The sequence below is a fragment of the Sporichthyaceae bacterium genome (genome assembly GCA_036493475.1).
Lineage (GTDB): Bacteria > Actinomycetota > Actinomycetes > Sporichthyales > Sporichthyaceae > DASQPJ01.
The window spans coordinates 17,449-43,895 of sequence record DASXPS010000010.1 but is presented as its reverse complement, the minus strand read 5'-3'; the positions used below and the strand labels follow the sequence as shown (position 1 = coordinate 43,895).

Here is a 26,447-nt window from a genome sequence, read left to right as displayed (position 1 = left end):
GCGGCCCGTGCGCGGCGTGCTCCGCGTCCGCCAAAGGAAGCGGCTCTAGCATGGCCCGCGCGGAGTTCGCCGAGCGGAGTTTGGAGACGTCCGGGTATGAAGATGCGCGCGACGCCGGCGGCGGCGCTCGCTGCTGTGACGCTGCTGGCCGGATGCGGTGGTGGGAGCAAGGCACCGACCGACCTGGTGGCCTCCGACCCGGCGAACAAAAGCTTTGAGGGCAGCTTCGCGAACCTGCCCGCCGCGCCGAAGAACATCGACGCGGTCGTCGGCTTGACCGAGATGGTCGTCGGGCACGGCAAGACCCGAATCACTATCACCGCCGCGGGTCTGGACAACAATGGCCAGTACTTCGGGTGGTTGCATGCGGACTCCTGCTCGGCCACCGATCCGGGCGGCCCGCATTTCAAGTTCGACCCTGCCGGGAGCGATCAACCGCCGAACACCGTGCGCTTCGACATCACCTTTGAGGTCGACCGACACGGCGCGAAACTCACCGGGATCACCGCCGACAAGACCGTGGACGGGGACGGCTCGGCGGCCAAGTCAGTGGTGATCTACATGCAGAAGTCACCGGATCAGACCCTGCAGGAACTCAACCCGCCCAAGCTGGCCTGCGCGGACCTGGCCCCGGAGAACGGCAGCAGTTAGCTCTCGCAGACCGTCCCGTCGCCATCGGCGTCGCGGTACCAGCCATACTCCGTGTCGGCTCTGGTGTAAGGCCCATACCCGTGTGCACGCGCCTCGGCACAGGTGGCGAATTGCGGGTCAGTCCCCGCGGACGTGGTGGACGACCGCGGCGTTGCCGATGCGGTCGGCACCACACCTAACCCCGGCGCGGCAAGCACCATCAGGCCGACCGCCGGCGCCGGTTGGACCGGGCAGGTGGTGAGCACCCGACCGATTGCGTCCCGCTCGGCGGCGGTGGCCCACAACCCGTACTTGGCCTTCACCGCGACCTGCCGCGCTACATAGGCACATCGATAGGACTTCTGCGGCGGCAGCCAACTGGCCGCGTCCGCGTCGCCCTTCTGCCGGTTCGCCGAGGCGTCCACCGCGAGCAGATTCCCCGGGTCGTTGGCCAACGCGATGCGTTCGGCCACCGGCCAGTACTGCGCCCCGGTGGCCCAGGCGTCACCGAGCGCGACCACGTGGTCGATGTCCACGCCGACGCTGCCGCCCCGGACGTAGTGCAGGTCCTGCCCGGTGTAGGGATCGGCGCGCGTCCCGGACACCACCACACAGTCGTGCGTGCCCGGACGCAACGCGAGGCCGGTGAGGTCCCGGCGCAACACGTCATTGCGGGTGTCGCAGCCGTTACGGTCCACGTCGGCCCAGGCCTGGCCGAATTGTTCCCGGCTGTAGCCGGTCATCGGCGCGCGCCCCTTCACCGCCAGCGTGGCGAGCAGCGCGGCCGCGGTTCCGGAGGCCGGTGCCGTGTTCGCCGGGCCGGTGGCCGGCGGGTTCGGCTCCGCGCTGGACCCGCTCGCCGACCCCGCCGAACCTCCCGCGCCGCCGCAGCCGCTCAAGCTCAGCGCCAGCATCGCGGCGACGAAGGTCCACCTCCGGCGCCGGATCACGCTGGTCACGGTAGGCCCCCGTCGGCCCGATTCGCTCCCGTCCGGGCCGGTGCCCTAGGCTGGCCCGGCGCCGCCCTGTGGTGGCGCCCCGCACCATGCAGGCATCCCGGTTCTCCGGGGCCTTGGAAGTGCAGCCCGGTGGAGGCACATCGTGCCACCGGAGGTCCCTCCGGACCGACGCTGCACTTTTTCCCTTGCCCGCACGCAGACGCACACACGCGACCGACGGAGACCACCGACGTGAACAACTCCCGACCCAAGGCCAAGCTGTCCCGCGCACTGGGCATCCCGCTGACCCCGAAGTGCGTGAAGTACTTCGAGGCCCGCCCCTACCCGCCGGGCGTGCACGGCCGTGGTCGCAAGCAGACCTCGGACTACAAGACCCGTCTGCTGGAGAAGCAGCGCCTGCGCGCGCAGTACGACATCTCCGAGACCCAGCTGCGCCGCGCCTTCGAGCACGCCCACGCGCACACCGGCAAGACCGGTGAGGTGCTCATCGTCGACCTGGAGACCCGACTGGACGCCCTGGTGCTGCGCTCCGGTCTGGCCCGCACCATCTACCAGGCCCGCCAGATGGTCACCCACCAGCACCTCGAGGTGAACGGCTCCCGGGTGGACCGTCCGTCCTACCGGGTGCAGCCCGGCGACGTGGTCGCCGTGGCCAACCGCAGCCGGAACAAGAAGAACTTCCAGGTGGCCGCCGCGGGTGCGAACGCCGCCGAGGTCATCCCGCCGTACCTGCAGGTGAACCACGACGATCTGAAATTCCGCCTGGAACGCCCGCCGGTCCGCTCCGAGATCCCCATCGTGTGTGACGAGCAGCTGGTGGTCGAGTACTACTCCCGCTAGTACCCCGCCCCCTCTTACGTCAGCTGACCTCGCGCAACGCCGTCCCGAGCCGGGCGACGCCCTCGCGCAGGGTCTCGGGCGCCGCGGCGCCGTAGCTGAGGCGCAGGTGGGCGGCGTCCGGTTCACCGGCGACATAGGCGCGGCCCGCGCCGACCGCGACGCCGTGCCGGCGGGCTGCCTCCACCAGCGTGCGCTCCTCCACGCCGGCGGGCAGCCGCACCCACAGGTGCACACCGCCACGGGGGGTGCCCACCGATTCCACACCGGGCAGGCCCAGTACCGCCTGCAGCAGGGCGGCACGCCGCTCACGCAGCACACGCCGGACCCCGGCCAGATGCCGCGGCCAGCCCGGCGCCGTGAGCACGTCGACGGCAATCTGCTGCAGCAGCGGGGAGACGAACAGGTCGTCGCACAGTCGGCCACGGCGCAGCCGGGCCAGCACCGGCCCGCGGGCAATCAGGCCGGAGACCCGCAGCCCGGCGGCGACGGGCTTGGTCAGCGAGCGGATGTGCACCACCGCGCCGTGCGAATCGCGGGTGGCCAGGGGCGGCGGCGTAGGGCCGTCCAGGTCCAGGTCGCGCACCCAGTCGTCCTCGACCAGAAACGCCCCCGCGCGGGTGACCGCGGCCAGCACCGGGTCGCGCCGGTCGGCGGACAGCGTCGCGCCGGTGGGGTTGGCGTGCCGGGGCTGCAGGTAGACCAGCCGGGCACCGCTGCGGGTCAGTGCCTCCTCCAGCGCGTCGGGCAGCACGCCGTCCGCATCGGTGGGCACCGGCACCAGGCGCAGCCCGGCGTTGCGAGCCGCGGCCAGCGCGCCGGGGTAGGTGGGCGATTCGACCACGACCGGGTCGCCAGGCGCGGCGAGGTAGCGGAACGCCGCGGCCAATGCGGCCTGCCCGCCCGGGGCGATCAGCACGTCGTCCGCGCGGTGGCCGGGCCCGAGCTCGGCGGCCAGGTGTGCGCGCAGTTCGGGCAGACCCTCGGCGCTGGGATGCGCCCAGGAGCCGGGACGCCGCGCCGCCCGACCGGCCGCGGCCTGCAGCAGCCCCAGCGGCTGCAGCGACGGGTCCAGGAATGCGGTCACCAGCGAGACCGTCCCCGCCGGCACCGGGGCCAACAGGTCGTCCAGTTCGACGGCCAGCTCGGGTCGGGCGCCCAACGCCAGCACCTGCCAGGACGGGTCCAACGCCCGACCCGGCGTGGGTGCCGCGGCGGTGAACGTGCCCCGCCCCGGCCGGGTCACCAGCAGCCCACGGGCCGCGAGCGCGGCCAGCACTCGTTGCGTGGTCAGCGCGCTGACGCGGAAGCGCTTCTGCAGCTCACGCGTGGCGGGAAGTTGCGTCTGGGGCGGAGAATCCCGCGTGATTCGCTCCAGCTCTAGGAGAAGCGCATCGGCTCCGCTATCGTAGTTCATGGGACACAAGGAAAGCGCATCCGCGGTCGGTAGGGAAGCGCATCGCGGCGGAATCCTTCTCGGCGCGCTCGGCGTCCTCGCCTTCAGCCTCACCTTCCCGGCCACTCGGGCCGCGGAGCCCGCCTTTGGCGTGGTGACGGTGGTGACCGCCCGGGCCGCGGCGGCCGGCGTGTTGGCCGCGGTGCTGTTGGCGATGCGTCATGAGCCCCATCCACCTCGCGAGGCCACCGGACAGATCGCCGTGGTCGCCGTCGGCGCCACGTTCGCCTTCCCGTTGCTGACCACGCTCGCGCTGCGCGACGTGGACAGCACGCACGCAGCCGCGATGGCCGGGCTGATCCCAGCGATCACCGCGGGGCTTGCCGTGCTTCGGGCCGGCGAGCGACCCGATCGCCGCTATTGGCCGGCCACCGGCGTTGGCCTGGCCGCGGTGCTCTGCTTCGCCGCCGTGCAGGGTGCCGGCCGCCCGACGCCGGCCGACGGCTACCTGCTGGGCGCGATGCTGGCCGCGGGCATCTCCTACACCGAGGGCGCGATTCTGGCGCGCCGGCACGGCGGGTGGCGGGTGATCTGCTGGGCGGTGTTGCTGGTGCTGCCGCTGTCGTTGCCGCTGACCGCGCTCTCCCTGGCGCTGCGGCGCCCCGAGCACGTCACCAGCGGCGCGGTGGCGGGCCTGGCCTATGTCGGCGCGATCAGCATGTGGGGCGGGTTCTTCGCCTGGTACGCCGGGCTGGCCCGCGGCGGCCTGGCGCGAGTGGGTCGGCTGCAATTGGCGCAGCCGGTGCTGACCATGATCTGGTCGGCGGCCTTCTTCGGCGAGGCCGTGCAACCCGCCGCGGTGCTCACCGCGCTGGTCGTGCTGGGCGCGGTGGTCATGGGGAAGCGGGCGTCGGCTCCGACCGCCGCGGGCCAATCCCTCGGCCACGCGCCGTTTCCCTCGCTGAAATCCGAGCGCCGACGGTTCGGGCAGGCGTGGGCGCTGCGGTCGATGGCCGATGCCGATTGGTGGCGAACCGGCCACTAGGGGATCCACGCCACCGGCGGCGGCGCGGCGCGTGGCGTCGGACGTGACTGTCATACGTGGGGCGTCATTCTCGGGGCCCCCAGAGCCCCGAAAGTGACGCCCCGCGTATGACAGAGCCCGCTGCGCTCATGAATGAGCGGAGAGAAGCGCCTCGGGCGAGGCTTTCGGTAGGGGAGCACCGGCCCTACGCGGCGGCGCGAGTGGATGCGGAGGTGCTGCGCATCCACCGCCGGGTCTGGCCGGACATCACGCGGGTGGGCTGAGGTACCTGCCGGCTAGGCTGCCCCGGTGACCACGTTGATGATCTCCGAGGTTCTCCGCGGCGACGCCGGGGTCGGCGACACCGTGACCGTGCAGGGGTGGGTGCGGACGCGGCGGGACGCGAAGGCGGGGCTGTCGTTCCTCGCCGTGCACGACGGCTCCTGTTTCGCCACCCTGCAGGTGGTCGCGCGACCCGAGTTGGACAACTACGCCAATGAGATCACTCGACTGACCACGGGCTGTTCGGTGGTGGTCACCGGCACCGTGGCGGAGTCCAAGGGCAAGGGGCAGAGCGTCGAGGTGGACGCGAGCCGGGTCGAGGTGCTCGGCTGGGTGGACGACCCGGACACCTATCCCGCCGCCGCCAAGCAGCACACGTTCGAGTACCTGCGGGAGATCGCGCACCTACGCGCCCGCACCAACACCTTCGGCGCCGTCACCCGGGTCCGGCACTGCCTGTCGATGGCCGTGAACCGATTCTTCAACGACCGCGGCTTCTTCTGGATCCACACCCCGATCATCACCGCGAACGACGCCGAGGGCGCCGGGGCGATGTTCCGGGTGTCCACCCTCGACCTGGCCAACCTGCCGCGCACCCCGGACGGCAAGGTCGACTTCAACGAGGATTTCTTCGGCCGCGAGGCGCACCTGACCGTGTCCGGCCAGCTGAACGTGGAGACGTACTGCCTGGCGATGAGCAAGGTCTACACGTTCGGCCCGACGTTCCGCGCGGAGAACTCCAACACCGCGCGGCACCTGGCCGAGTTCTGGATGATCGAACCGGAGATCGCCTTCGCCGATCTCACCGCCGACGCCGACCTGGCCGAGGCGTTCCTGAAATACCTGTTCCGCGCGGTGCTCGACGAACGCGGCGACGACCTCGCCTTCTTCGCCGAGCGCATCGACCCGGACTGCATCAGCCGGCTGGAGAGCTTCGTCGAGTCCAGCTTCGAGCGGATGACCTACACCGACGCCATCGCCGCATTGGAAAAAGCCGTGGCAGCCGGCACGAAGTTCGAGTTCCCGGTGGCCTGGGGCGCCGACCTGCAGTCCGAGCACGAGCGCTACCTCACCGAGGAACTCGTCGGCCGCCCCGTGGTGCTGATGAACTACCCGCGCGATATCAAGGCGTTCTACATGCGCGCCAACGACGATGGCCGCACGGTGGCCGCGATGGACGTGCTGGCACCGGGCATCGGGGAGATCATCGGCGGCTCGCAACGCGAGGAGCGCCTGGACGTGCTCGACGCGCGGCTGGACGAGATGGGGCTGAACCGCGACGACTACTGGTGGTATCGGGACCTGCGCCGCTACGGGACCGTGCCGCACGCCGGGTTCGGCCTGGGCTTCGAGCGCACCATGGTTTACGCCACCGGCATGACCAACGTGCGCGACGTGATCCCGTTCCCACGCACTCCGCGCAACGCGGACTTCTAAGACGCTGTCAGGACTGCGCGGCCACCAGACCGACGATCTCGCCCTGCGCCGTGGCCTGCTTGCGGACCGCGGCGAGTTCTGCCTTTGAATCACCGGCCGTGATCGTGCCCGCCACCGCGAACACGGTGACGTGGTAGTGGTGCGTGCCGGTGCCCTTGGGCGGGCAGGGCGCCTTCCAGCCGGGCGTGCCGCCGCTGTTGTCCGCCTCCTTCGCGGGTGAGGTCACCGGCCCTGCGGCCAGCCGACCGCTCGAGTCCGGCGCCAGGTCGAATACCAGCCAGTGCAGGTACTCCCCGGTGGGCGCGTCCGGGTCGGTCACCGCGAGTGCGGTCGACGTCGCCCCGCTGGGTACCCCGGTCCAGCTGACCACCGGCCGCTTGCCCGCGCCCCGACAGGTGTACTCCTCCGGGATGGTGGCGCCGTCGGTGAACGCGTCGACGCTGACCCGGATGGACGAGCTGGGCGCGACCGACGGCGTCGGAACCGTCGGCACCGAGGTGGCCGCCGTGTTGTTCGACGCGTTCGACGAGCCCGAACCGCAGCCGGCCAGGAGTAGGGCCGCGGTCAGCATCAATGGCGTTGTGGGTCTCATGCCCCGAATTGTCCCGGCCTGCCCGAGCCAACTCAACCCACCCGGATGGGCCGGGCATCGGTCGTTCGGACGGTATGCCGGCAAACCGCCCCGGGCGGACGGGGAAATCCCCTACAACAAAGGGATCCAGGGGAGCAGTGGTTCGCGGGGGCGGCACATGGACGTGAGGGAACTTCGGCGTGCATACGCCACGCTCGGGCTCGATGACGACGCCACCCTCGCCCAAGCACGTGATGCCTACCTGATCTGGGCCGCTCTGCTCTCCGAGACGGCCACCGAGCAGAACCACGACGCCGGCAACTCCGCCGCCGCCCGCGCCGTATCCGCCGACCTGTGCCACCACGAACTGGACCTGGCCTGGCACGCGATCGAGCAGGCGCATGAGCACGGCGTCCTGTTCCCGCGCCGGGCGCGCGGCTGCCGGCAGTGCACCGCCACGCCGGCGGTACGGGTCAGCCTGCACTCCGTGGCCCCCGGCGGTCTACGCGCCCGCAGCACGGTGCACAACGCACTGCTGTGCCGCACCTGCGGCCTGGCCACCTACCAGCGGGTGCAGCGGGAGACCTTGCGGCGCGGTTGGTGGGGCGTGCTCGCCCCGTTCGCGAACCTGCGGGCGATCACCCGCAACCACACCGAGAAGGTGTTCCTGCGCCGGCTGGAGCCGAGTGTGCCCCGCCAGCACCGGCGGGCGGCGCGGCTCACCCAGCGCGCCGAAGGCGCCGAGAACTATGGCGGTTGGGCGGGCAACCGCATGGCGGCCTGGCTCACCGCGCTGGCCGCGATCGCGCTGATCGTGGGCATCGTGCTGCCGACCGGCAACGCGCCGGAACAGCCCACGCCGCACGGCTCGGTGGCCGCCTCGACAGTGACCACGCCACAGAAGTAGTGACGCAAACTCAGATTTGCTCGACAGCACCTACGTAGAAGCGGTCCAACACGTCGGCGTACTTGGTTTCCACGATCTTGCGTCGCACCTTCAGACTCGCGGTCAGCTCCCCGCTCTCCACAGTGAAATCGGCGGGCAGGATCGCGAAGTCCTTGATGGTGGAGTAACTGGGCAGGTCGGCGTTGACCGAGTCAACGGCCTTGCGCACCTCCGCGCGCAGCGTCTCGTCCTCGGCCAGCACGGCCACGTCCTGCGACTTGCCGTGCACCGCCGCCCACGCCCGGGTCACGTCCGGGTCGAGGGTGAGCAGCGCGACGCAGAAGTTGCGCCGCTCCCCGTGCACCACCACGTTGGACGCGAACGGGCACGCCGCCTTGATCCTGCCCTCGATCGGCGCGGGCGCCACGTACTTGCCACCCGAGGTCTTGATCAGCTCCTTCTTGCGATCGGTGATGCGCAACCGGCCGGCCTCGTCGAGTTCCCCGATGTCCCCGGTGGCCAACCAACCGCCGGGCAGCAGCGTGGCTGCGGTCTCCTCGGGCAACCCGTGGTAGCCGCGCATGACGCCGCGGCCACGAATAAGCACCTCACCGTCCTCGGCGAGGCGCACCTCGGTGCCGGGCAGCGGCGGTCCGACGGTGCCGTAGCGCGCCGAGTTCGGCCGGTTGACGAAGCTGGCCGCGGAGGACTCGGTGAGCCCGTAGCCCTCCAGGATCGGCATGCCGACGCCGTCGAAGAACTCAGCGATCTCCGCGGACAGCGGCGCGGAACCGGAGATGAACGCGCGCACCCGGCCGCCGAACCGACCGCGGATCTTGGCGAACACCAACCGGTCGGCGAGCAGCAACTGCGCCCGGGTGACCAACGACGGGGACTTGCCCTGCTGACGGGCCCGACTCGCGGCCAGGCCCAGCCCGCGGGCCCACTGGAACAACGCGAGCTTGGCGCCGCCCTCATTGCGCACCGTGGACACGATCGTGTTGTGCGCCTTCTCGAACACCCGGGGCGCGCCGGCCATGATCGTCGGGCGGATCTCCCCGAGGTTGGCCACAATCTTGTCCACCGCGCCGTCGATCACCGTCGGCGTGCCGTTGGCGATCATGATCACCTCGAGCACCTTGCCGAACACGTGCGACATCGGCAGCCACAGGAAGTGCAGGTCATCGGAACGGGCCAGGTCCAGCGCGAGGGAGGCCTCGGCCACGTACACCCAGTTGTCGTGGGTCAGTTCCACGCCCTTGGGCCGGCCGGTGGTACCCGAGGTGTAGACCAGCGTGGACAGTCGCTCCGGCTTTATGGCCGCGATCCGCGCGGCGTACTCACCGGGTGAGGCCGCGGCCAGTTCGGCGCCGGCGGCACGCACCTGATCCAGCGTCAGCACCCAATCGTCGTCGGCGTCGCCGTCCATGACGATCACGTGACGCACCGCGGGAATCTTCTCCCGGACCGTGCGCAACTTGGCCACCTGGGCCTCGTTCTCCGCGACCACCAGAATCGAGTCGGAGTCGGCGATCACGAACGCGCACTCCTCGGCGGTGTTCGACGGGTAGATCGTGGTGGTCGCGCCACCGGCGGCCAGGATCGACAGATCGGCCAGGATCCACTCCCACCGGGTACCGGCCAGGATGGCCACCCGGCTCTCCTCGCCCACCCCGAGCGCGATCAGCCCGGAGGCCAGCTGACGCACCGGCACCTCGGACTGCGCCCAGGTCAGGTCCGTCCAGCCGTTCTCGCTGCGGTACCGGAACGCGAGGCTGTCGGGCGTTTGGGCCACCCGTTGCGCGAACAGGGCGGGAATCGACGCGGCGGCGTCCGTGCCGGCTGTCATGCCAACTCCTCGAGCTCGGCCTACCGTCCCCACCCTATGCGGCGGGCTCACGGCGCCGGCCTGCTCTCCCGCGCCCGTCAGCCGTCGCGGAAGATCGCGGCGTAGCCACCAACGCCGAGCAGCCGCTGCGGGTCGAGTTCGCCGCGGTCGGTGACGATGCTCAGCAGCGCACCGGTGTCCGGGTCCACCTCGGCGTCCAGCACGGTACCGAGGTCCATGCCGAACTCGCTGAGGGCCGGCTTGTCCAACAGGTCCCGGTCCGCGTCCGCGGCGGCCGCCTCGGCGGAGTCGACGGCCTCGCGCAGCACGTTCTTGTTCGGCACGGTCACCGCGTCGGGCCCGATGGCGGTCAGGTCCGACCAGGACAGCAGCGCGCCGTCCTTGGTCTTGCTCAGCCGCAGTGCATGCACCCGTGGCGGGTCCAGCTGCAGCACCGCGCCGTCCACCCGCCCCACGCCGGCGGCGTTGGAGGTGTCCACCACCTCGCGTTGTCGTGTCTCGCGCAGCCGCATCAGTTCTGACCCTCCGTCATACCTGTGGCCATGCGCTCGCGAAAGGCCTGCATGGTCATCGCGAACGCACCCAAATCGTCGGCCACGAACTCGGTGGCGGCGGCGGGAATGATCAACCGCTCCCCGGAGACCGCGCCGGTGACCGGCAGCGGCAGCAGCACCCGCCGGCCGTGTCCGGGCAATGCCGGACCGGGCTCGATCTCGTAGCCGACCACGTCCGGCGGACGCGCGCCCAAATCGAGGATCACGTCGACGACCTTGCCCAGTTCCTGCCCGGCGTCGGTGAGTACCTGCCCCTGCAGCACGTCCGCACGCTCCCGTTCCGCGGCGGGGGCGACCTCGTCGATCGGCACCAGCACCGAAGGGTCGCTAATGATCACCGCGACGTCGCCGAAGCCGTGCACCGCACCGATCGGCAACGCATCCTTGCGAGAGCGACTGAGCAGGCCGGGGTTGTTCAATGTGAAGCCAGTGACCCGTCCGTCGGCGCGGTCGAACACCACGTCCTTGACCAGCGCCTCGCGATCCCCGGCCAGGGTCACCACCGGCAGGCCGTGCAGCGCGCCGGCGTGCGCGAGGGTCATCGGTTGCGTCCGATGCCGACAACGCCGCCGCGACGGCGGCGCATCTGCAGGAGACCGACCAGCATCGCGAACGCGATCAGTACGGCTAGGACGACGATCAGCACCGCCAGCGTGTGCACCGCATACCTCCGCCTCCGTCGGCGCACCTCCGGCGCCGATGCGGAACGAAGAACCCCTACCCGCTCAACGGCTTCTTACGATCACGGTGGACCGCAGGCCGGCGTCAGTAGCGGGCGCCCACCGGTGCCGGCAGCTCGTCGAGCCGCTTGAGCAGGTGATCGGGCAGCACCAGGTTCGCCGCGGCGGTGTTCTCCAGCGCCCGCTCCCGACGCCGGGTGCCGGGAATCGGCACGATCGCCGGAGAGCCGGCCAAGGTCCAGGCCAGGGCCACTTGGGCAGGCGAGGCGTCCAGCTCGCCCGCCACCGCGCGCACCTCGTCCACCAAGTGCTGGTTGGCCGCCCGGGCATCGTCGGCGAAACGTGGGTTGCGTGCCCGGAAGTCGTTGGCCTCGAACTGGTGGTCCGCGCCGATCGCACCGGTGAGGAAGCCACGGCCGAGCGGGGCGAACGGGATGAAGGTGGCCCCGTTGGCCTCGCACCAGGCCAGCACGCCGTTCTGCATAACGTCCCTGGTCCACAGCGAGAACTCCGACTGCACCGAGGACACCGGGTGGACGGCGTGCGCCCGGGCGCACTCCTCGGCGCTGGTCTCGGACAGCCCGAGGGCCCGCACCAGACCGCGCTCGACGAGCGCCGCCATCGCTGCCCAGGTCTCCTCGATCGGCACGTTCGGGTCCACCCGGTGCAGTTGGTAGAGGTCGATGACGTCGGTCTGCAACCGGCGCAGCGAGTCCTCCACCTGGGTCGCGACGGTTTCCGGACGGCCCTCCTTGCGAAACTCAAACGTGGTCAGGTCGACGTACAGGCCGAGCTTGGTGGCCAGCGTGACCTCCTCGCGGCGACCGGCCAGCGCGCGACCGACCAGCTCCTCGTTGTGGTGCGGCCCGTAGGCCGGTGCGGTGTCGATGAGCGTGACGCCCGCGTCGATGGCGGCGTGGATGGTGTCGACGGATGCGTCGTCGTCCTTCTGGGACGGGTCATAGGCCCACGACATGCTCATACAGCCGAGGCCAATGGCCCCCACGGTGATGTCGGTGCGGCCGAGCGGACGATGCGGGATGCGGGAGGTCATGCTTCCGTTGTACCCGCTCCGCGCTGTGCGCGGCCCTCGAGGGGCACGTTGTTGATGGCCAGCAGCACCACGATGGCACCGGCAACGGTGAACGCACTGTCCGCGACGTTGAACACCGGCCAATGGTGGATGTGCAGGAAGTCGACCACGTGCCCGCGGCCGAAGCCCGGGTCACGGAAGATTCGGTCGGTGAGGTTGCCCAGCGCGCCCCCCAGCACCAGGCCGAACACCAGCGCCCACCACGCACTGCCCAGCCGGGAGGCGTAGCGCAGGATCGCGGCGATGACGGCGATGCTGACCGCGCTGAACACGATCGTCATGCCGACCCCCAGTCCGAAGGCGGCGCCGGGGTTGCGCACCAGTTCCAGGTCGAACGCGGAGTGGACGATGGTCACCGGGCGCGTGCGGTGCGCAAGGTGATGCACCGCGATCACCTTGGTGGTCAGGTCAATGGCGTAGACCGCGGCGGCGGCCACTCCCAGCAGCACCAACCGGCTGCGCCGCAACCCCGCCGGCGGTGCGGCGGGCGGGGTCGAATCCACCAGCGACCCGGTGCTCTCGTCCCCGTCGGCCACGGCTCAGCGTCTCACGGCTGTCGCAGTGCCGCGCCGATCTGCTGCTGCAGACCGGCCAACCCGGTCGCGGTGTCCGCCCGATCGACGGGCACCCGCACCAGACGCAGGCCGGGACCGGGTTTGATCGCGGCCTCGAGTTCGGCCCTGGTGGTCACAGTGGTCGCCGGGATACCGGCCACGGCGGCGTCGGCGCACAGGTCGAGACCGTGCGGGGTGCCGAAGACGCGTTCGAAGCCGGGCAGGTCGGCCTGCGGCAGCGTACCGAAGATCCCGCCGCCGTCGTTGTCCACGACCACCAGCACCAGGTCCGGGCGCGGGTCGTCCGGGCCGAGCAGCAGGCCGTTGCGGTCGTAGAGGTACGTCAGGTCGCCGAGCAGCGCGACGGCGTGTCCGCCGCCGCATGCGCGCTGGTGTGCCAATGCCGCGCCGATCGCGGTGGACACCACGCCGTCGATCCCGTTCACCCCGCGGTTGGCCACCACCGTGATGTCGTCGCGGGCGGGCAGTGTCAGGTCCACGTCACGGATGGGTCGGCTGGGCCCGCAGACCAGCAGGCTGCCCGCGGGCAGGGCCGCGCCGAGCACCCCGGCGACGCCGACCTCGGTCAACCGCGCAGCGTCGAATTCAGCGTCCAGCACGGCCGCGGCGACGCGGCCGGCGCGCTGCCAGGTCCGCAGCCAATCGGTCGGCTCCGCGGAGGGTAGGTCGAGGAACGGCGGCCTGGGCAATACCCGACTCGCGGTGCGGGTCGGGTCCGGCCAGACCGGCGACGGGTAGTCCATCACGACCTGCGCGCCGGCCCGGCCGAGCCAGCTCAGCAGCGAGCGGGACAGGCCCGGTCGGCCCACGGTGAACACCACGTCGGGCGGCACCGCCGCCAGCGACTCCTCGGCCAGCAGCAAGGGGTAGCCGGCGATCGCGTTGGGCCCGAGCCGGGAGTTGCTGGTCGGCTCGGCGAACAGCGGCCAGCCCAGGTGCTTGGCCATAGCGATGACCCCGGACGGGGTGACCACGCCGTCCCCGGCCACCACCGCACCGCGCTGCGGAACCGTCTGCCCGAGGAGCTCGGACACCGGCATGGAGGCCGGCTCCACCCGGTCCTTCGACACCCACGGGGCGTCGTCCGCCCGCCCGTCCAGCGACTCCGGCCAGGAGAGGTCGGCGTCGGGCACCAGCGGCTCGCGAAACGCCAGGTTCAGGTGCACCGGCCCCCCGTCTTCGGCCGCAGCCACGGCCCGACCCACCAGGGAACGCCAGTAGCCAACCTGACCGGCCACCGGCTGCGCCACGCCAACCTCGGCGAACATCCGCACGGCCCGTCCGAACAGCCCGATCTGGTCGACGGTTTGACTGGCCCCGGTACCCCGCAGCTCCGGCGGCCGGTCGGCGGTCAGCACCAGCAGCGGCACGCGACCCAGGTCGGCCTCCAGCACCGCCGGGTGCAGGGCCGCGGCCGCGGTGCCCGACGTGCACACCACCGCCACCGGTCGGCCGGACCCGCGGGCCAGGCCGATGGCCAGATAAGCCGCGGAGCGTTCGTCGATGCGCACGTGCAGCCGGATGTACTCGTCGTCGTGCAGCGCCAATGCCAGCGGCCCGGACCGCGAGCCCGGCGCCAGCACCGCCTCGGTGACGCCGCAGCGGGCAAGCTCGTCGACCACTACCCGGGCCAGCGCAGTCGACGGGTTCAACGGGTACTCCCATCCGCGGCCGCGCGCACGGCGGTCAGTCGCTGCTCCCAGGCCACCGTCACATCGTGGGGGGCGGCCAGCGCGGCCAGCGCGGCGGGGTCCGGGACGACCGAACGCACCGCCAGGTGCCCGTCCACCGGCAGCAACGGGTCCGCGCACACATCACGCTCCAGCAGCGCAACAGTGGCCAGCCCGCAGGCGTAGGGCAGCTCGGGCAGGGCCGCGGCCAGCGCCACCCCGGCCGCGATGCCGACCGAGGTCTCCAACGCCGAGGACACCACCACGGGCAGCCCGATCCGCTCGATCAGCCGCAGCGCGGCGGCCACCCCGCCCAGCGGCGCCACCTTGATCACCGCGATGTCCGCGGCGTGCTCGCGGGCCACCCGCAGCGGGTCGGCCGCGCGCCGGATCGACTCGTCCGCAGCGATCGGCACGTCCACCAATCGGCGCACCGCGGCCAGTTCCTCGACGGTGGCGCAGGGCTGCTCGACGTATTCCAGTCCGACCTCACGGTCCAGCGCGAGGATCGCCGCCGCGGCGGCGTCCGGGTCCGGCCAACCGCCGTTGGCGTCGACGCGGATGCGTCCCCATGGTCCGAGCGCATCGCGCACCGCGCCCACCCGCTGCAGGTCCTCGGCAAGGGCCTGACCGACCTCGGCCACCTTCACCTTGGCGGTGTGCGCACCCGGATGAGCGGCGACGATCGCGGCAGCCCGGTCGGGCTCGCAGGCCGGAACCGTGACATTGACCGGCACCCGGTCGCGCACCGGCGCGGGCCAACCAACCGTGGCCGCCTCCAGCGCGCATTGCCACCACGGCACCGAGGACGCGACGTCGTAGTCGTCGAACGGCGAGAACTCTCCCCACCCCACCGGCCCCCGCACCAACACCCCGGTGCGCACCGTCAACCCGCGGAACCGGGTGCGCAGCGGAATCGCATACGTGTGGACCTCCAGCACCCACCCATCCTCCCCGTTGCGTGCGGCCAACCCGTAGTTATAGGTGCGGGTGGGCCGGACGCCACGCGTGGATACGGTGGCGGGGTGACTGACAACGGGGTTTCGGAGCTGTTCGAGCCGGACGCATGGAAGCCGGTCGAGGGGTTCGACCTCACCGACATCACCTACCACCGGTCCGTCGACTCCGGCACCGTGCGCATCGCGTTCCACCGGCCCGAGGTGCGCAACGCGTTCCGGCCGCACACCGTCGACGAGCTGTACCGGGCACTGGACCACGCCCGCATGTCCAGCGACGTCGGGTGCGTGCTGCTCACCGGCAACGGGCCCTCCCCGCGCGACCGGGTGTGGGCGTTCTGCTCCGGCGGGGACCAGCGCATCCGCGGCCGCACGGGTTACCGGTACGCCAGCGGCGAGACCGCGGCGACCGTCGACCCGGCGCGGGCCGGCCGACTGCATATCCTGGAATGCCAGCGGCTGATCCGGTTCATGCCCAAGGTGGTCATCGCGGTGATCCCCGGCTGGGCGGCCGGCGGCGGGCACTCCCTCTACGTCGTCGCCGACCTCGCGCTGGCCTCCGCCGAGCACGCCAGGTTCAAGCAGACCGACGCGGACGTGGGCAGCTTCGACGGCGGCTACGGCTCGGCGTACCTGGCCCGGCAGGTCGGCCAGAAGTTCGCCCGGCAGATCTTCTTCCTCGGTCAGGAGTACTCCGCCGAGGACGCGTACCGGATGGGCGCGGTGAACAAAGTGGTGCCGCACGCCGAGCTGGAGACCGAGGCGCTGCGCTGGGCGCGGATCATCAACGGCAAGAGCCCCACGGCGCAACGGATGCTGAAGTACTCGTTCAACCTCATCGACGACGGGCTGGTCGGCCAGCAGATCTTCGCGGGGGAGACCACGCGGTTGGCGTACATGACCGACGAGGCCACCGAAGGTCGCGACTCGTTCCTGGAGAAGCGCGCACCGGACTGGTCCCGCTTCCCCTGGTACTTCTGAGTGGACACCCGCGACCTCGTCCCGGTCGTCGTCGACGCCACGGCCGCCGACCCGGTGCCGGGCCTGGACGCGGCGCTGACCGGGGCCGGCCCGGCGCTGCTACCGGTGCCGGCCGGGGTGCACGGCGCACAAGTCGCCGCGCACCTGATGGCGTCGTGCGCCGGCGTCGTCCCTGCGGACACCGCAGTCGTGGTCCCCACCTCGGGCTCCACCGGGGAGCCGAAGGGCGTGCGAATCGGCACCGCCGCGTTGGAGTACTCCGCCACCGCCACCCACACCCACCTCGGCGGTCCCGGCCAGTGGTTGCTGGCCATGTCCCCGGCCCGCATCGCCGGGCTGACCGTGCTGGTGCGCTGCCGCACGGCCGACGTCGCGTCGGTGGCGCTGGACATGCTCGACGGGTTCCGCCCGGACGCCTTCGCGGCCGCGGTGGCCCGCATGGACGCCGGCACCCGCCGGTACAGCGCGCTGGTGCCCACCCAGTTGATCCGCTTGTTGGACGCCGGGGTCGGGTTGGCCGACCTGGACGCGATCCTGCTCGGCGGTGGCCCGATCCCGGTCGGGTTGCCCGAGCGCGCCGCCGCCGCCGGGGCACGCGTGGTGCGCACCTATGGGATGACCGAGACGTGTGGTGGGTGCGTCTACGACGGGCTGCCGCTGCCCGGCGTGCGGCTCAAAATCAGCGAGGACGGTCTGATTCACATCTCCGGCCCGGTGCTGGGCCACGGCTACCTGGGACCGCCGCCGTCGGGATTTCACGGCGCCTGGTTCGCCACCTCGGATCTCGGCCACCTCGATGCCGCCGGGGTACTGCACGTCCACGGCCGGGCCGACGACGTGATCGTCACCGGCGGGGTGAACGTTGCCGCCCAAGCGGTGGAGGCCGTGCTGGCCGGCCAACCCGGGGTCGCCGCGGTGACGGTGGTCGGCCGGCCGGATCCGGAATGGGGCATGCGCGTGGTCGCGCTGCTGGTGCCGGCCGATCCGGCTGTCCCGCCCGACCCGGAACCACTGCGTGCGGCGGTCGCCGGCGCGTTGGGGCGCGCGCACGTGCCACGCGAGTTCCGGGTGGCGGCGGGGCTGCCGATGCTGCCCTCCGGCAAGGTCGACCGGGTCGCGGTGCGGCGCGCGGTCGAGACCTCGCCCTGAGGCGACGATCAGGTTGTGCTGACGATCAGCACATCGCAACCGGCCTTGTGGGCCACATCGTTGGGCACGCTGCCGAGCATGCGACGGGCGCCCTTCATGCCCTTGTTGCCGACCACGACGAGATCGGCGTGCAGCGTTTTGGCCATGTCCAACAGCACCGACACCGGATGCCCGTCCACGACGTGCCCGGTGGCCTTGACCCCACCGGCGGCCAGCTCGTTGACCACGGCCTCGAGCATGGTGGTCAGGCCGCTGCGCAATTCGGCATTCCATTCGGCGCCGTGAGCGCCCGCGAAGGCACCCTCGGCACCGGCAATCACGCCCGCGCCCGACGGTCGGTGCGCGCTGACGACGTGCAGATGAGCGCTCAACCCGGCGGCGATCGCCGCCGCCCGTTGCACGGCCAGGGTGGCGGTGGGCGACCCGTCGGTGCCGACCACGATCGTGGTGTACATCCGAATCCCTCCAGTTCCAGGCGCCGAAGCCCCCTGGAACACTGGCACCATGGCGACCTGCGGGCAATGGCGGGCCGGTGCCCGGCCGCGCACGCTGCCGGCCGCGGTGGCCCCGGTGGCGGTGGGCACCGGGGCGGCTGCCGAGGCCCACGGCGCGGTGTGGTGGAAGGCGCTGCTGGCGCTGGTGGTCTCGCTGGCCATGCAGGTGGGGGTGAACTACGCCAACGACTACTCCGACGGGGTGCGCGGCACCGACGAGCTGCGGGTTGGTCCGGCCCGGTTGGTCGGCGGCAAGCTGGCCCCGCCGGGGCAGGTCAAGGCGGCCGCCTTCGCCGCGTTCGGGGTCGGCGGGATTGCCGGGTTGGTGCTGGCGGCCACCAGCTCCTGGTGGCTGCTCGGAGTCGGCATCGCCGCGGTGGCGGCGGCCTGGGGGTACACCGGCGGCAGCAAGCCGTATGGCTACCGGGCGCTCGGTGAGCTGTCGGTTTTCGTGTTCTTCGGCTTGGTCGCCGTGCTCGGCACCACGTACGCCCAGCTCGGGGAGCTCACCGCGTTGTCGGTGGTGGTGGCGGTGCCGGTCGGCATGCTCGCTTGCGCGCTGCTGGTGGTGAACAACCTGCGTGACGCGCCCGGCGACGCCAAGGTGGGCAAGAAGACCCTGGCGGTGGTGCTCGGCGATCGGCGCACCCGCACGCTGTTCGTGGCGCTGTTGCTGCTGCCGTTCGCGGTGGTCCTGGCCCTGCTGCCCCGCCATCCATGGGCCGCGCTGGCGTTACTGGCCCTACCAGCAGCGCGCCCGCCGGTGCTCGCGGTCACCGGCGGGGCGCACAGTCGTGATCTGATCCCGGCGTTGGCCGGGACGGCGCGCGCGCAACTCAGTTACGGGCTGCTGCTCGCGCTGGCTCTGTCTTTCTCCCGTTGATTCCTCAGCCGTTGGTGGGCTGCGACGGGTCACCGCTGTCGTGCGAGTCCGAGTGCATCGAGGGCTCGGTGTCCCGCGGCTCGAACCGCTCGCCGCTGTGCTTGGTGGCGACCGGCGGCTGGGTGACCGGCTGCGCCGCGGGCGCGGACGGAGCGGCCGGAGCGGCCGGAGTGGCCGGGTCGGACACCGGCTGCTGGGGGGTGGCCGGGGCGGGCGCCGACGGGTTGTCCGCGCCGTAGTCCGGGTTCGACGGGTCCTGCGCCGGGTCCTGGGGAGAGGAGTTGTTCCCCGGGTCGGCCGGGTCCTGGGTCACCGACGGCCCGCTCGGGGTGGTCGGGGATGTGGGCGCGGACGGCGCGGTGCCGGTGAAGGTGGCCCCGCCGGTAGAGGTGGCGGGCACGCTCGGGTGATGCGAGGCGTGCGAGCTGTGCGAGCTGTGCTGCGAGGCGTCGGACCGGGAACCGTGCTGGTCCGACCGCGCGGGCCTGGTCGGCCTGCTCGGCTCGCTGTGCACCGTGGGCGCGGCGGGGTGCGCGGGTGCCTTGGTGATCACGTGCTTGGGCGTGGTTGCGGCGTGCTGCGCCGGCGCGCTGTGCTGCATGGGCGCGGCCGGGGCCACGGCGGCCGGGTCGGCGGCGGAGGTGGAGCGGGTCGCCTCCGAGGCCGCCCGGGCGGCGGCCTGCTCAGCCGCGGCCTGCTGGTCGGCGGCCTGCTGGTCGGCGGCCTGCTGAGCGGCGGCAACCTCGGCTGCCTGCTGCGCGGCGTCGGAATCCTGGGTGGTGACGGCCGGCTGCTGGTCGGCCCGGGCGCCCTGCGCCGGGACGCTCACCGACGGGCCGTCGGCGGTGACGTTGTTCAGGTCACCGGCGTGCATGGACGGTGCGGTCAGCGCGGCGACCAGCGCGAATGCGGGGACACTGGCACCGGCCACGATGCCCACCACGGTCAGCGCGGTGCGCCGACGGGCCAGAAAGGCCGCGCCCGCCGCACGCTTGGGCACCCGGTAGGCGGTGGCCGCCGTGGTCTGCGCCGGGATGTGCACGGCCGGTACGCCACCCTCCGGCGCGGCCATGCCCCGGGCTTCGTAGTAGTGCGGCTCGGCGGCGGCCCAACCGGACCCATGCCGGTAGCCCATCTCGCGGCGCCGCTTCAGGCTGCGCATCGACCCGCGGACCGCCTGAGCCCAAAGATTGAGCTCGGGCGTGATCCGCGAGCTCGGTCCGTTACCACCCACGACGTCCCCCTATGACGTTGACCGTGCTGTCCCGGCTATGCCGGGCCATTGACGCTGTTTGCCCCGGCTCGGCCGGGCGGCCCACCTCACCAGCACGCTAACTCGCGCACTTCGGGCGTGTGGTCACAATGCAGAATTCGCCCCGAACCGGTGAAAGGGGAATTAGATTGCGCCGAACGGTTTACTGCTCGGGGGCCGGCCGGGCCGCTTCGGGCGCATCCAGCGCGGCGTCCTCACGGGCGGCGGAAGCATCAATCCGGGCGCTGAGTCGGCCCACCCGACCTGACACTGACCTGGCCATCTGCTCCCGCGGCCCGGATAACAGGACATAACTGAGCACACCGGACACGAGCGTGGCGACCAGAATCACCGCAAAGAAATTTACTCCACGCAGGCTGGCCGCAGCCAACGCCAACGTGGCCAGGAACAGGGCGATCCGGCGGATCGAGTAGGACACGGCGGGAGGCAACTGCACGCGGCCCATGAAAGCACGACGCCCGGATCTGGGTGCCGACCGGGGCGCCGGCCGTCGGATACGCCCCGGATCAGCGGCCGGCGGGCACTATTCTGGAGTTCTGCGCCAACCGCGGAGAACGACCGGAAGGAGTGGCATGGCCATACTGCTGCTCCTCGGCGTGGTCGTGATGGTGTGGGCGCTGGTCGAGGTGGCGCAGGCGGACCCCAAGCATGTGCGCCAGTTGCCACGGCCGGTGTGGGCGCTGCTGATCGCGCTGGTCTTCGCGTTCGGTCCGTTGGCCTGGTTCTGGTTGGGTCGGCCCAAGGTCGCCACTCCGGCGCCGGAGCGGCCGCGTCCGGCAAGGGTCGCGGCCCCGGCGCCCGACGACGATCCCGAGTTCATGCGGCATATCGAGGCCCGCCTCGACCTGCAGCGTCGGCTGCGCGGCGAACCCGGCCCGGACACCGACGGCGAGCAAACCGCCCGCGACTGAACGGTCAGGTCCCGGCGTAACTGTGCAACCCGGTGACCACGAGGTTGATCACGAAGTAGTTGAACAGGAAGCAGCCGAAGCCGGTCAGCGCGATCGCCGCGGCGCGACGGCCCTTCCAACCCGCGGTGGCCCGCGCGTGTAGGTACGCGGCGTAGACCACCCAGGTGATGAATGCCCAGGTCTCCTTGGGGTCCCAGCCCCAGTACCGGCCCCAGGCACTTTCCGCCCAGATCGCGCCGGCGATCACCGCGAACGTCCACAGCGGGAACACGAACGCGTGGATCCGGTAGGCCAACCGGTCCAGCGCGGCCGCGCTGGGCAACCGCTCGGCCAACCGCCCGCTAACAGCGCGTCCCATCACCGCGCGCCGCTCGGCGCGGTCCACGATCAGGTACAGCACGCTGACCGCCGCGCCCACGGTGAACACCCCGGCCGAGGTGACCGCGGCGACCACATGGATCACCAACCAGTAGGACTGCAGTGCGGGCTGCAGTTGCTCGGCGTCGGTGTAGAGCACGGTGACCGCAAGGCCCATGGTGAGCAGCACCGGGGCGATCACGAATACGCCGAGCCAGCGCACGTCGTAGAGGCGGGTCAGCACCAGGAACACCCCCACGGCGGCGAGTGCCGCCGCGGTGGAGAACTCGTACATGTTTCCCCAGGGCACCCGCTGTACGGCCAGGCCGCGGCAGAGCACGCCGGCGAAGTGCAGTCCGAAGCCCAGCGTGGTCAACGAGATCCCGATGCGCCCGAACCGTTCCGCGCGCTCGGTCTCGGTTCGGGACGGCCGGATCGGAGCGGCCGGCGGCGCGACGGATGCGTCCACCCCACGGGCGCCCACCCCGACGAGTTGGGCCGCGGGCACGGCGGCCGGCGCCGTTGCGAACCGCCGGGAGTCGAAGGCCCATTCCGCGCACAGCGCGAACATCGCCAGCGCGTAGACGAACAGCGAGAAGTGGATGAAGCGGTCGCTGAGGTGCGCGAGGTTGTGGTGCACGTGCACGGGCTACTCCTCGTTCCCACGCTGAGCAATGTCGCGGTGAGCGGGCGGGCCCGCGTGCACGGCGTCCAACACCCCGGCGACGTCCGCGGCCAGGTCCGGGCCGTCACTGCGGGCCAGCGCACCGACGTCGACCACGGTACGCCCGGCCCCGTCGGGGGTTGCGCGCACCCACAATCGGCGGGGCCGCACGAACAGCGAACCGAGCAGGCCCAGCACGGCCAACACCGCGCCGAGCAGGGTCAACCCGCGGCCGGGGTCGTCAGCCAGTTGCAACACCACCCACTGCCGGTAGCCATCGAACGTCAGGCTGCCCAGCCCGCCCGGCAGCGTCATCGTCTCCCCCGTGGCCAGCGCCGCCGTGAACGGTGGGGCGCCCGCGGCCGCCGCCTGGTGCACCTGGGCCATGTGTTCGGTGTTCAACCGGTACACCGACTGCGGGACGCCGTCGTCCAGACCGAGATCACCCGTCCACGCGTTGAGCACCAGCCGCGGATTCTTCGGCGCCGGGAACAGCGAGAACAGGCCGCGCACAGTGTCCGTCGCGGCTGTGGGCAGGAAGAAGCCCTGGAAGCCCAGCTGGCTGGGTTGGGCGTCGGGCACCTTGACCACACCGCGGGAGGTGAGCCCGACCGGATCCTCGGGCAGGAAGGGCACCGGCCCGGAGAACACAGTGGCACCCTTGCCGTCCTTGACGGTGACCACCGGCGCGTAGCCGTGCGGGCCGAGGTACACCTTGGTGCCCCCGGCATGCAGCGGGTGGTTCACCTTGATCAACCGGCGCTCGGCGGGCTGGCCCGGCGCGGGCGTGTAGTCCACGTCCGCGGAGAACGACCGGGCGGCGCCCATCTGTTGTCCCTCGGACTGGTAGGTGGCGTGAAACGAGTCCAGTTTCAGCGCGAACGGGGGCAGCTGGTCGGTGTCGTAGCGGGCGCCGGCGTGCACATTGTCGTACTGGGTGACGGTGTTGGCGAACCCCTCCCCCTCGACCACCAACGCACTGCCCTTGAACCCGTACAGATGCCCGTAGGCGACGCCGACCAGCACCACCACCAGGGACAGATGGAAGACCAGGTTGCCGGTGTCGCGCAGATACCCGCGTTCCGCGCACACCGTGCCGTCGACCCGGTCCACCCGGAAGCGTCGACGGCGCAACGCCGTCACGCTCGCCTCAAGTACCTGATCAACCGTCAGATTGCTGTCCAGTCTGGCATTCTCCGGCAATCGGTCCAGGTAGCGGGGCGCGGCCGGTGGCCGGGCACGGACCGCGGTGAGGTACACCTTGGATCGCGGCACCACGCAGCCGATCAGCGAGATCATCAACAGCAGGTAGATCGCGGAGAACCACGGCGAGGTGAAAACGTCGAACAGCGATCCCCGGTCGTACCACCGGGACAGACCGGGGTGCCGGGCGTGGAACTGGCCGACCGTGATCGGGTCCACCGGCCGTTGCGGGATCAGTGAACCGGGAATGGCCGCGACGGCGAGCAGGAACAGCAGGATCAGCGCGGTGCGCATCGAGGTGAGCTGGCGCCAGGCCCAGCGCGCGGTGGCCAGCGGACCCAGTGGCGGGGGTACCGCGACCGGCTCCTCGGAGATGCGAGTGTCGACGACCATGGCGCTCAGATCGCCGTCTCGAAGCCGGAGCTCCAGATGCGCAGGTGCACGGACACGGTCTCCCAGACCCCGGTGACCAGCAGCACGCCGAGCAGGCAGAGCATGGCGCCGCCGGTGCGCATGACCACCCGGTGGTGTGCGCGCACCCAACCGATCGCGCCCAGCGCACGACGCAGGCCCAGCGCCACCGCGATGAACGGCAGCCCCAACCCGAGGCTGTAGACGAAGGTGAGCAGCGCTCCCCGACCCGCGCTGGCCGAGTTGAAGGCCAGGGCCTGCACCGCACCCAGCGTCGGCCCGATGCACGGCGACCAGCCCACGCCGAACAGCACGCCGAGCACCGGCGCCGCCCACAGGCCCGCGGCGGGCGCGCGGTGCAGCAGCCGGAACTCCCGACCGGTGCCTGGCAGCAGGCCGAGGAAGCTCAGCCCGAGCAGGATCGTGATCACCCCGAGCACCCGGTCCACCGCGTCGGTATGCGCGACCAAGTGCGACCCGACGTAGCCGAAGGCAGCGCCGAACGAGACGAACACCGCGGCGAAGCCGAGCACGAACAACGTGGTGCCCGCCAAGATGCGACCGCGCCGCCGCCCATCCTGATCGGCACTGCCGAGATCCTCCCCGGCCAGTCCGGTCACGTAGGACAGGTAGCCGGGCACCAACGGCAGCACGCACGGGGAGAGGAAGGACACCAGCCCGGCCAGCAACGCCACCGGCATCGCCACCAGCAACGAGCCGGAGGTGATCTGTCGGGACAGCGTCCCGGAGGTGTGCACGGCGAACATCAGGCTCCCGGAGGTCCGGCTTTGCGCGGCACCAGGTCGACGGCCGGTTCGCGATAGGTCAGCGAGCGGACGCGGTCGCCCTCGAAGCGGATGGTGGTGATGCTGGCCAGGTTGCACTGCCGCTTGCGCGGGTCGTGCCAGAGGTGTCGGCCCTCGATGCGCGAACGCAGGATCCAGATCGGCAGTTGGTGGGAGACGCACACCGCCTCGTGCCCGACGGCCCGGCCACGCGCGGCCTGGACCGCGGCCAACATCCGGGCGGCCAGCTTCTCGTACGGTTCGCCCCAGGACGGCCGGAACGGATTGACCAGGTAGGGCCAGTGCGCCGGACGGGTCAGCGACCCGTCACCCACGCCGAAGGTCTTGCCCTCGAAGTGGTTGGCGGCCTCGATCAGCCGGGAATCGGTCGAGATCTCCAGGTCGAAGGCCGCCGTGAGAGGCGCGGCGGTCTCCAGGGCGCGCTCCAACGGCGAGGACACCACCGCGGTGATGTCGCGGCCGGCCAAGGACTCCGCCACCCGCTCGGCCATCTTCAGGCCGAGTTCGGAGAGGTGGTAGCCGGGCAGCCGCCCGTACAGGACCTTCTGCGGGTTGTGCACCTCGCCATGGCGCACCACGTGCACCAGCGTCACCGGCGTGGTCACGCGCCCACCTCCGCGGCGGCCCGGGCGGCGTGCGGCAGCGCGTCCAGCACCCGGCCCACGGCCTCCGCGTCGTGCGCGGCGGAGAGGAACCAGGCCTCGAACGCCGAGGGCGGCAGGTACACGCCGTGATCGAGCATGGCGTGGAAGAACGCGGCGTAGCGGTCCAGCCGTTGCGTGCGGGCCGCCGCGTAGTCGCGCACCGGGGCGTCGGTGAAGAACACGGAGAACATGGTTCCGGCGAACTGCACCCGATGCTCGACACCGGCCGCCGTCAACGCCTCGGCGGCGGCTCCCGCGATCACCTCGCCCGCCTTGGCCAGGTGGTCGTACACGTCCGGGGTGCAGCCACGCAACGTAGCCAGGCCCGCGGCCACTGCAACCGGGTTCCCGGACAGCGTGCCCGCCTGGTAGACCGGGCCGGTCGGGGCCAGCGCGGACATCAGCTCGGCCCGACCGCCGAACGCCGCGGCCGGGTAGCCGCCGCCCATCACCTTGCCGAACGTGATCAGGTCCGGGGCGATGCCCTCGACCCCGAACCAGCCCTGCGGGCCGGCCCGGAACCCGGTCATCACCTCATCGGAGATCAACAGCGCCCCGTACTGCCGGCACAGCCGCGCCAGCCCCGCGGTGAAGCCGGGCCGGGGCGGGACCACCCCCATGTTGCCCGGCGCCGCCTCGGTGATCAGCGCGGCGATGCCCTCGGGGTTGGCCGCGAAGGCCGCGGCGACCGCGTCCAGGTCGTTGTAGGGCAGCACGATGGTGTCCGCGACCGCGGCACCGGTGACGCCGCCGGTGTCCGGCAGGGCAAAGGTCGCCACCCCGGAACCGGCCGCGGCCAGCAACGCATCGACGTGACCGTGATAGCAGCCGGCGAACTTGATCACTGCCGCTCGGCCGGTGACGCCGCGGGCCAGCCGCAGCGCGGACATGGTGGCCTCGGTGCCGGAGGACACCAGGCGCACCTGCTCGACGATCGGCACCCGCGCCACGATCTCCTCGGCGAGTTCGACCTCACCGACCGTGGGCGCACCGAAGGATGATCCGGCCGCGGCCGCGGCGGTAGCCGCGGCGACCACCGCGGGGTGGGCGTGGCCCAGGATCAGCGGACCCCAGGAGCAGACCAAGTCGACGTAGGACCGGCCGTCCACGTCGGTCAGGTACGCACCGCGTCCGGACGCCATGAACCGCGGGGTGCCGCCCACCGCACCGAACGCGCGCACCGGAGAGTTCACCCCGCCGGGCGTGACCGCCCGGGCCCGGTCGAACAGGGCCGCGGAACGTGCCGGAACGGAGGGATTCACCCCTCCATGG

At 71.7% G+C, this 26,447-nt stretch carries 28 protein-coding genes; 9 read left to right on the top strand and 19 right to left on the bottom strand.

Annotated features, from left to right (window positions below; genetic code table 11):
* The first annotated feature begins 96 nt into the window (after positions 1–96).
* On the top strand, positions 97–651 hold the full coding sequence (locus VGJ14_00775) for a hypothetical protein (protein ID HEY2830928.1): 555 nt from the start codon (positions 97–99) through the stop codon (positions 649–651).
* Here VGJ14_00775 and VGJ14_00770 read toward each other — a convergent pair.
* The gene (locus VGJ14_00770; protein ID HEY2830927.1) at positions 648–1,580 is read right to left on the bottom strand and encodes a DUF1524 domain-containing protein; all 933 of its coding nucleotides are present in this window, start codon (positions 1,578–1,580) and stop codon (positions 648–650) included. The two genes, VGJ14_00775 and VGJ14_00770, sit on opposite strands and share 4 nt — an antisense overlap.
* Positions 1,581–1,820: 240 nt before the next feature.
* Between VGJ14_00770 and rpsD the strand changes: the two genes are divergently transcribed.
* On the top strand, positions 1,821–2,429 hold the full coding sequence (rpsD, locus tag VGJ14_00765) for a 30S ribosomal protein S4 (protein HEY2830926.1): 609 nt from the start codon (positions 1,821–1,823) through the stop codon (positions 2,427–2,429).
* 19 nt (positions 2,430–2,448) lie between these two features.
* Here rpsD and VGJ14_00760 read toward each other — a convergent pair whose 3' ends face one another.
* Entirely contained in the window at positions 2,449–3,843 is a 1,395-nt protein-coding gene (locus VGJ14_00760; protein ID HEY2830925.1) for a PLP-dependent aminotransferase family protein, read from the bottom strand.
* Here VGJ14_00760 and VGJ14_00755 point away from each other — a divergent pair.
* Both VGJ14_00755 and asnS read left to right on the top strand, forming a co-directional pair.
* A complete protein-coding gene (locus VGJ14_00755) occupies positions 3,842–4,867 on the top strand; it encodes a DMT family transporter (GenBank protein HEY2830924.1) in 1,026 nt (341 codons plus the stop codon). The genes VGJ14_00760 and VGJ14_00755 overlap by 2 nt on opposite strands.
* 288 nt (positions 4,868–5,155) lie before the next feature.
* Entirely contained in the window at positions 5,156–6,565 is a 1,410-nt protein-coding gene (asnS, locus tag VGJ14_00750; protein HEY2830923.1) for an asparagine--tRNA ligase, read from the top strand.
* A 7-nt stretch (positions 6,566–6,572) separates the two neighbouring features.
* Here the strand turns inward: asnS and VGJ14_00745 are convergent, their stop codons facing one another.
* A complete protein-coding gene (locus VGJ14_00745) occupies positions 6,573–7,157 on the bottom strand; it encodes a YbhB/YbcL family Raf kinase inhibitor-like protein (GenBank protein HEY2830922.1) in 585 nt (194 codons plus the stop codon).
* Between the two features lie 163 nt (positions 7,158–7,320).
* On the opposite strand from VGJ14_00745, the gene VGJ14_00740 reads away from it, so the two are divergent.
* Positions 7,321–8,043, top strand: coding sequence for a hypothetical protein (locus VGJ14_00740; protein ID HEY2830921.1), 723 nt, complete (start codon positions 7,321–7,323; stop codon positions 8,041–8,043).
* Positions 8,044–8,053: 10 nt separating this feature from the next.
* On the opposite strand, the gene VGJ14_00735 is transcribed toward VGJ14_00740, so the two are convergent.
* The 8 genes from VGJ14_00735 to VGJ14_00700 all read right to left on the bottom strand — a co-directional run bounded on the left by VGJ14_00735 (position 8,054) and on the right by VGJ14_00700 (position 15,384).
* Entirely contained in the window at positions 8,054–9,871 is a 1,818-nt protein-coding gene (locus tag VGJ14_00735) for a long-chain fatty acid--CoA ligase (GenBank protein ID HEY2830920.1), read from the bottom strand.
* A 77-nt stretch (positions 9,872–9,948) separates the two neighbouring features.
* Positions 9,949–10,383: a hypothetical protein gene (locus VGJ14_00730; GenBank protein HEY2830919.1), complete on the bottom strand. Its 435-nt coding sequence runs from the start codon at positions 10,381–10,383 to the stop codon at positions 9,949–9,951.
* Positions 10,383–10,967, bottom strand: coding sequence for a PRC-barrel domain-containing protein (locus VGJ14_00725; GenBank protein ID HEY2830918.1), 585 nt, complete (start codon positions 10,965–10,967; stop codon positions 10,383–10,385). Before VGJ14_00725 ends, VGJ14_00730 begins: the two co-directional genes overlap by 1 nt.
* Positions 10,964–11,086: a hypothetical protein gene (locus VGJ14_00720; GenBank protein HEY2830917.1), complete on the bottom strand. Its 123-nt coding sequence runs from the start codon at positions 11,084–11,086 to the stop codon at positions 10,964–10,966. The genes VGJ14_00725 and VGJ14_00720 overlap by 4 nt, the downstream gene beginning before the upstream one ends.
* A 104-nt stretch (positions 11,087–11,190) precedes the next feature.
* Positions 11,191–12,159: an aldo/keto reductase gene (locus tag VGJ14_00715; GenBank protein ID HEY2830916.1), complete on the bottom strand. Its 969-nt coding sequence runs from the start codon at positions 12,157–12,159 to the stop codon at positions 11,191–11,193.
* Positions 12,156–12,734 (bottom strand): signal peptidase II, encoded by a 579-nt coding sequence (gene lspA / locus VGJ14_00710; protein HEY2830915.1) that lies wholly within the window; start codon positions 12,732–12,734, stop codon positions 12,156–12,158. Before lspA ends, VGJ14_00715 begins: the two co-directional genes overlap by 4 nt.
* An 11-nt stretch (positions 12,735–12,745) precedes the next feature.
* On the bottom strand, positions 12,746–14,425 hold the full coding sequence (gene menD / locus VGJ14_00705; GenBank protein ID HEY2830914.1) for a 2-succinyl-5-enolpyruvyl-6-hydroxy-3-cyclohexene-1-carboxylic-acid synthase: 1,680 nt from the start codon (positions 14,423–14,425) through the stop codon (positions 12,746–12,748).
* The gene (locus VGJ14_00700) at positions 14,422–15,384 is read right to left on the bottom strand and encodes an o-succinylbenzoate synthase (protein HEY2830913.1); all 963 of its coding nucleotides are present in this window, start codon (positions 15,382–15,384) and stop codon (positions 14,422–14,424) included. Before VGJ14_00700 ends, menD begins: the two co-directional genes overlap by 4 nt.
* Positions 15,385–15,468: 84 nt before the next feature.
* Between VGJ14_00700 and VGJ14_00695 the strand changes: the two genes are divergently transcribed.
* Positions 15,469–16,380, top strand: a complete 912-nt coding sequence (locus VGJ14_00695; GenBank protein ID HEY2830912.1) for a 1,4-dihydroxy-2-naphthoyl-CoA synthase — start codon at positions 15,469–15,471, stop codon at positions 16,378–16,380.
* Complete coding sequence (locus tag VGJ14_00690; GenBank protein HEY2830911.1) at positions 16,381–17,529, top strand: AMP-binding protein; 1,149 nt, start codon at positions 16,381–16,383, stop codon at positions 17,527–17,529.
* Between the two features lie 8 nt (positions 17,530–17,537).
* On the opposite strand, the gene VGJ14_00685 is transcribed toward VGJ14_00690, so the two are convergent.
* Entirely contained in the window at positions 17,538–17,984 is a 447-nt protein-coding gene (locus VGJ14_00685) for a universal stress protein (GenBank protein ID HEY2830910.1), read from the bottom strand.
* A 49-nt stretch (positions 17,985–18,033) separates the two neighbouring features.
* Here VGJ14_00685 and VGJ14_00680 point away from each other — a divergent pair, with 49 nt between their 5' ends.
* Complete coding sequence (locus VGJ14_00680) at positions 18,034–18,906, top strand: 1,4-dihydroxy-2-naphthoate polyprenyltransferase (protein ID HEY2830909.1); 873 nt, start codon at positions 18,034–18,036, stop codon at positions 18,904–18,906.
* A 4-nt stretch (positions 18,907–18,910) separates the two neighbouring features.
* Here the strand turns inward: VGJ14_00680 and VGJ14_00675 are convergent, their stop codons facing one another.
* Positions 18,911–20,068, bottom strand: a complete 1,158-nt coding sequence (locus VGJ14_00675) for a hypothetical protein (GenBank protein ID HEY2830908.1) — start codon at positions 20,066–20,068, stop codon at positions 18,911–18,913.
* Positions 20,069–20,321: 253 nt separating this feature from the next.
* Positions 20,322–20,615, bottom strand: a complete 294-nt coding sequence (locus tag VGJ14_00670; GenBank protein HEY2830907.1) for a DUF4229 domain-containing protein — start codon at positions 20,613–20,615, stop codon at positions 20,322–20,324.
* A gap of 136 nt (positions 20,616–20,751) precedes the next feature.
* On the opposite strand from VGJ14_00670, the gene VGJ14_00665 reads away from it, so the two are divergent.
* Complete coding sequence (locus VGJ14_00665; GenBank protein ID HEY2830906.1) at positions 20,752–21,090, top strand: PLDc N-terminal domain-containing protein; 339 nt, start codon at positions 20,752–20,754, stop codon at positions 21,088–21,090.
* Between the two features lie 4 nt (positions 21,091–21,094).
* On the opposite strand, the gene ccsB is transcribed toward VGJ14_00665, so the two are convergent.
* Genes ccsB through hemL form a run of 5 tightly spaced genes read right to left on the bottom strand, consistent with a single transcriptional unit; the run spans position 21,095 to position 26,437 of the window.
* The gene (ccsB, locus tag VGJ14_00660) at positions 21,095–22,093 is read right to left on the bottom strand and encodes a c-type cytochrome biogenesis protein CcsB (GenBank protein ID HEY2830905.1); all 999 of its coding nucleotides are present in this window, start codon (positions 22,091–22,093) and stop codon (positions 21,095–21,097) included.
* Positions 22,094–22,096: 3 nt separating this feature from the next.
* Positions 22,097–23,707 (bottom strand): cytochrome c biogenesis protein ResB, encoded by a 1,611-nt coding sequence (locus tag VGJ14_00655; protein HEY2830904.1) that lies wholly within the window; start codon positions 23,705–23,707, stop codon positions 22,097–22,099.
* Positions 23,708–23,712: 5 nt separating this feature from the next.
* Complete coding sequence (locus VGJ14_00650) at positions 23,713–24,492, bottom strand: cytochrome c biogenesis protein CcdA (protein HEY2830903.1); 780 nt, start codon at positions 24,490–24,492, stop codon at positions 23,713–23,715.
* Positions 24,492–25,136, bottom strand: a complete 645-nt coding sequence (locus VGJ14_00645; GenBank protein HEY2830902.1) for a histidine phosphatase family protein — start codon at positions 25,134–25,136, stop codon at positions 24,492–24,494. The genes VGJ14_00650 and VGJ14_00645 overlap by 1 nt, the downstream gene beginning before the upstream one ends.
* The gene (hemL, locus tag VGJ14_00640; GenBank protein HEY2830901.1) at positions 25,133–26,437 is read right to left on the bottom strand and encodes a glutamate-1-semialdehyde 2,1-aminomutase; all 1,305 of its coding nucleotides are present in this window, start codon (positions 26,435–26,437) and stop codon (positions 25,133–25,135) included. Before hemL ends, VGJ14_00645 begins: the two co-directional genes overlap by 4 nt.
* Between the last annotated feature and the right edge of the window lie 10 nt (positions 26,438–26,447).

Bases quoted from the DNA above. Each gene is read 5' to 3' on its own strand.
- VGJ14_00725 (HEY2830918.1), bottom strand. From the start codon at position 10,967: ATGACCCTCGCGCACGCCGGCGCGCTGCACGGCCTGCCGGTGGTGACC.
- VGJ14_00745 (HEY2830922.1), bottom strand. From the start codon at position 7,157: ATGAGACCCACAACGCCATTGATGCTGACCGCGGCCCTACTCCTGGCC.
- VGJ14_00775 (HEY2830928.1), top strand. From the start codon at position 97: ATGAAGATGCGCGCGACGCCGGCGGCGGCGCTCGCTGCTGTGACGCTG.
- VGJ14_00675 (HEY2830908.1), bottom strand. From the start codon at position 20,068: ATGCGCAGCCTGAAGCGGCGCCGCGAGATGGGCTACCGGCATGGGTCC.
- VGJ14_00665 (HEY2830906.1), top strand. From the start codon at position 20,752: ATGGCCATACTGCTGCTCCTCGGCGTGGTCGTGATGGTGTGGGCGCTG.
- VGJ14_00735 (HEY2830920.1), bottom strand. From the start codon at position 9,871: ATGACAGCCGGCACGGACGCCGCCGCGTCGATTCCCGCCCTGTTCGCG.
- VGJ14_00655 (HEY2830904.1), bottom strand. From the start codon at position 23,707: ATGGTCGTCGACACTCGCATCTCCGAGGAGCCGGTCGCGGTACCCCCG.
- VGJ14_00715 (HEY2830916.1), bottom strand. From the start codon at position 12,159: ATGACCTCCCGCATCCCGCATCGTCCGCTCGGCCGCACCGACATCACC.
- VGJ14_00730 (HEY2830919.1), bottom strand. From the start codon at position 10,383: ATGCGGCTGCGCGAGACACGACAACGCGAGGTGGTGGACACCTCCAAC.
- VGJ14_00685 (HEY2830910.1), bottom strand. From the start codon at position 17,984: ATGTACACCACGATCGTGGTCGGCACCGACGGGTCGCCCACCGCCACC.
- VGJ14_00760 (HEY2830925.1), bottom strand. From the start codon at position 3,843: ATGAACTACGATAGCGGAGCCGATGCGCTTCTCCTAGAGCTGGAGCGA.
- VGJ14_00680 (HEY2830909.1), top strand. From the start codon at position 18,034: ATGGCGACCTGCGGGCAATGGCGGGCCGGTGCCCGGCCGCGCACGCTG.
- VGJ14_00755 (HEY2830924.1), top strand. From the start codon at position 3,842: ATGGGACACAAGGAAAGCGCATCCGCGGTCGGTAGGGAAGCGCATCGC.
- VGJ14_00650 (HEY2830903.1), bottom strand. From the start codon at position 24,492: ATGTTCGCCGTGCACACCTCCGGGACGCTGTCCCGACAGATCACCTCC.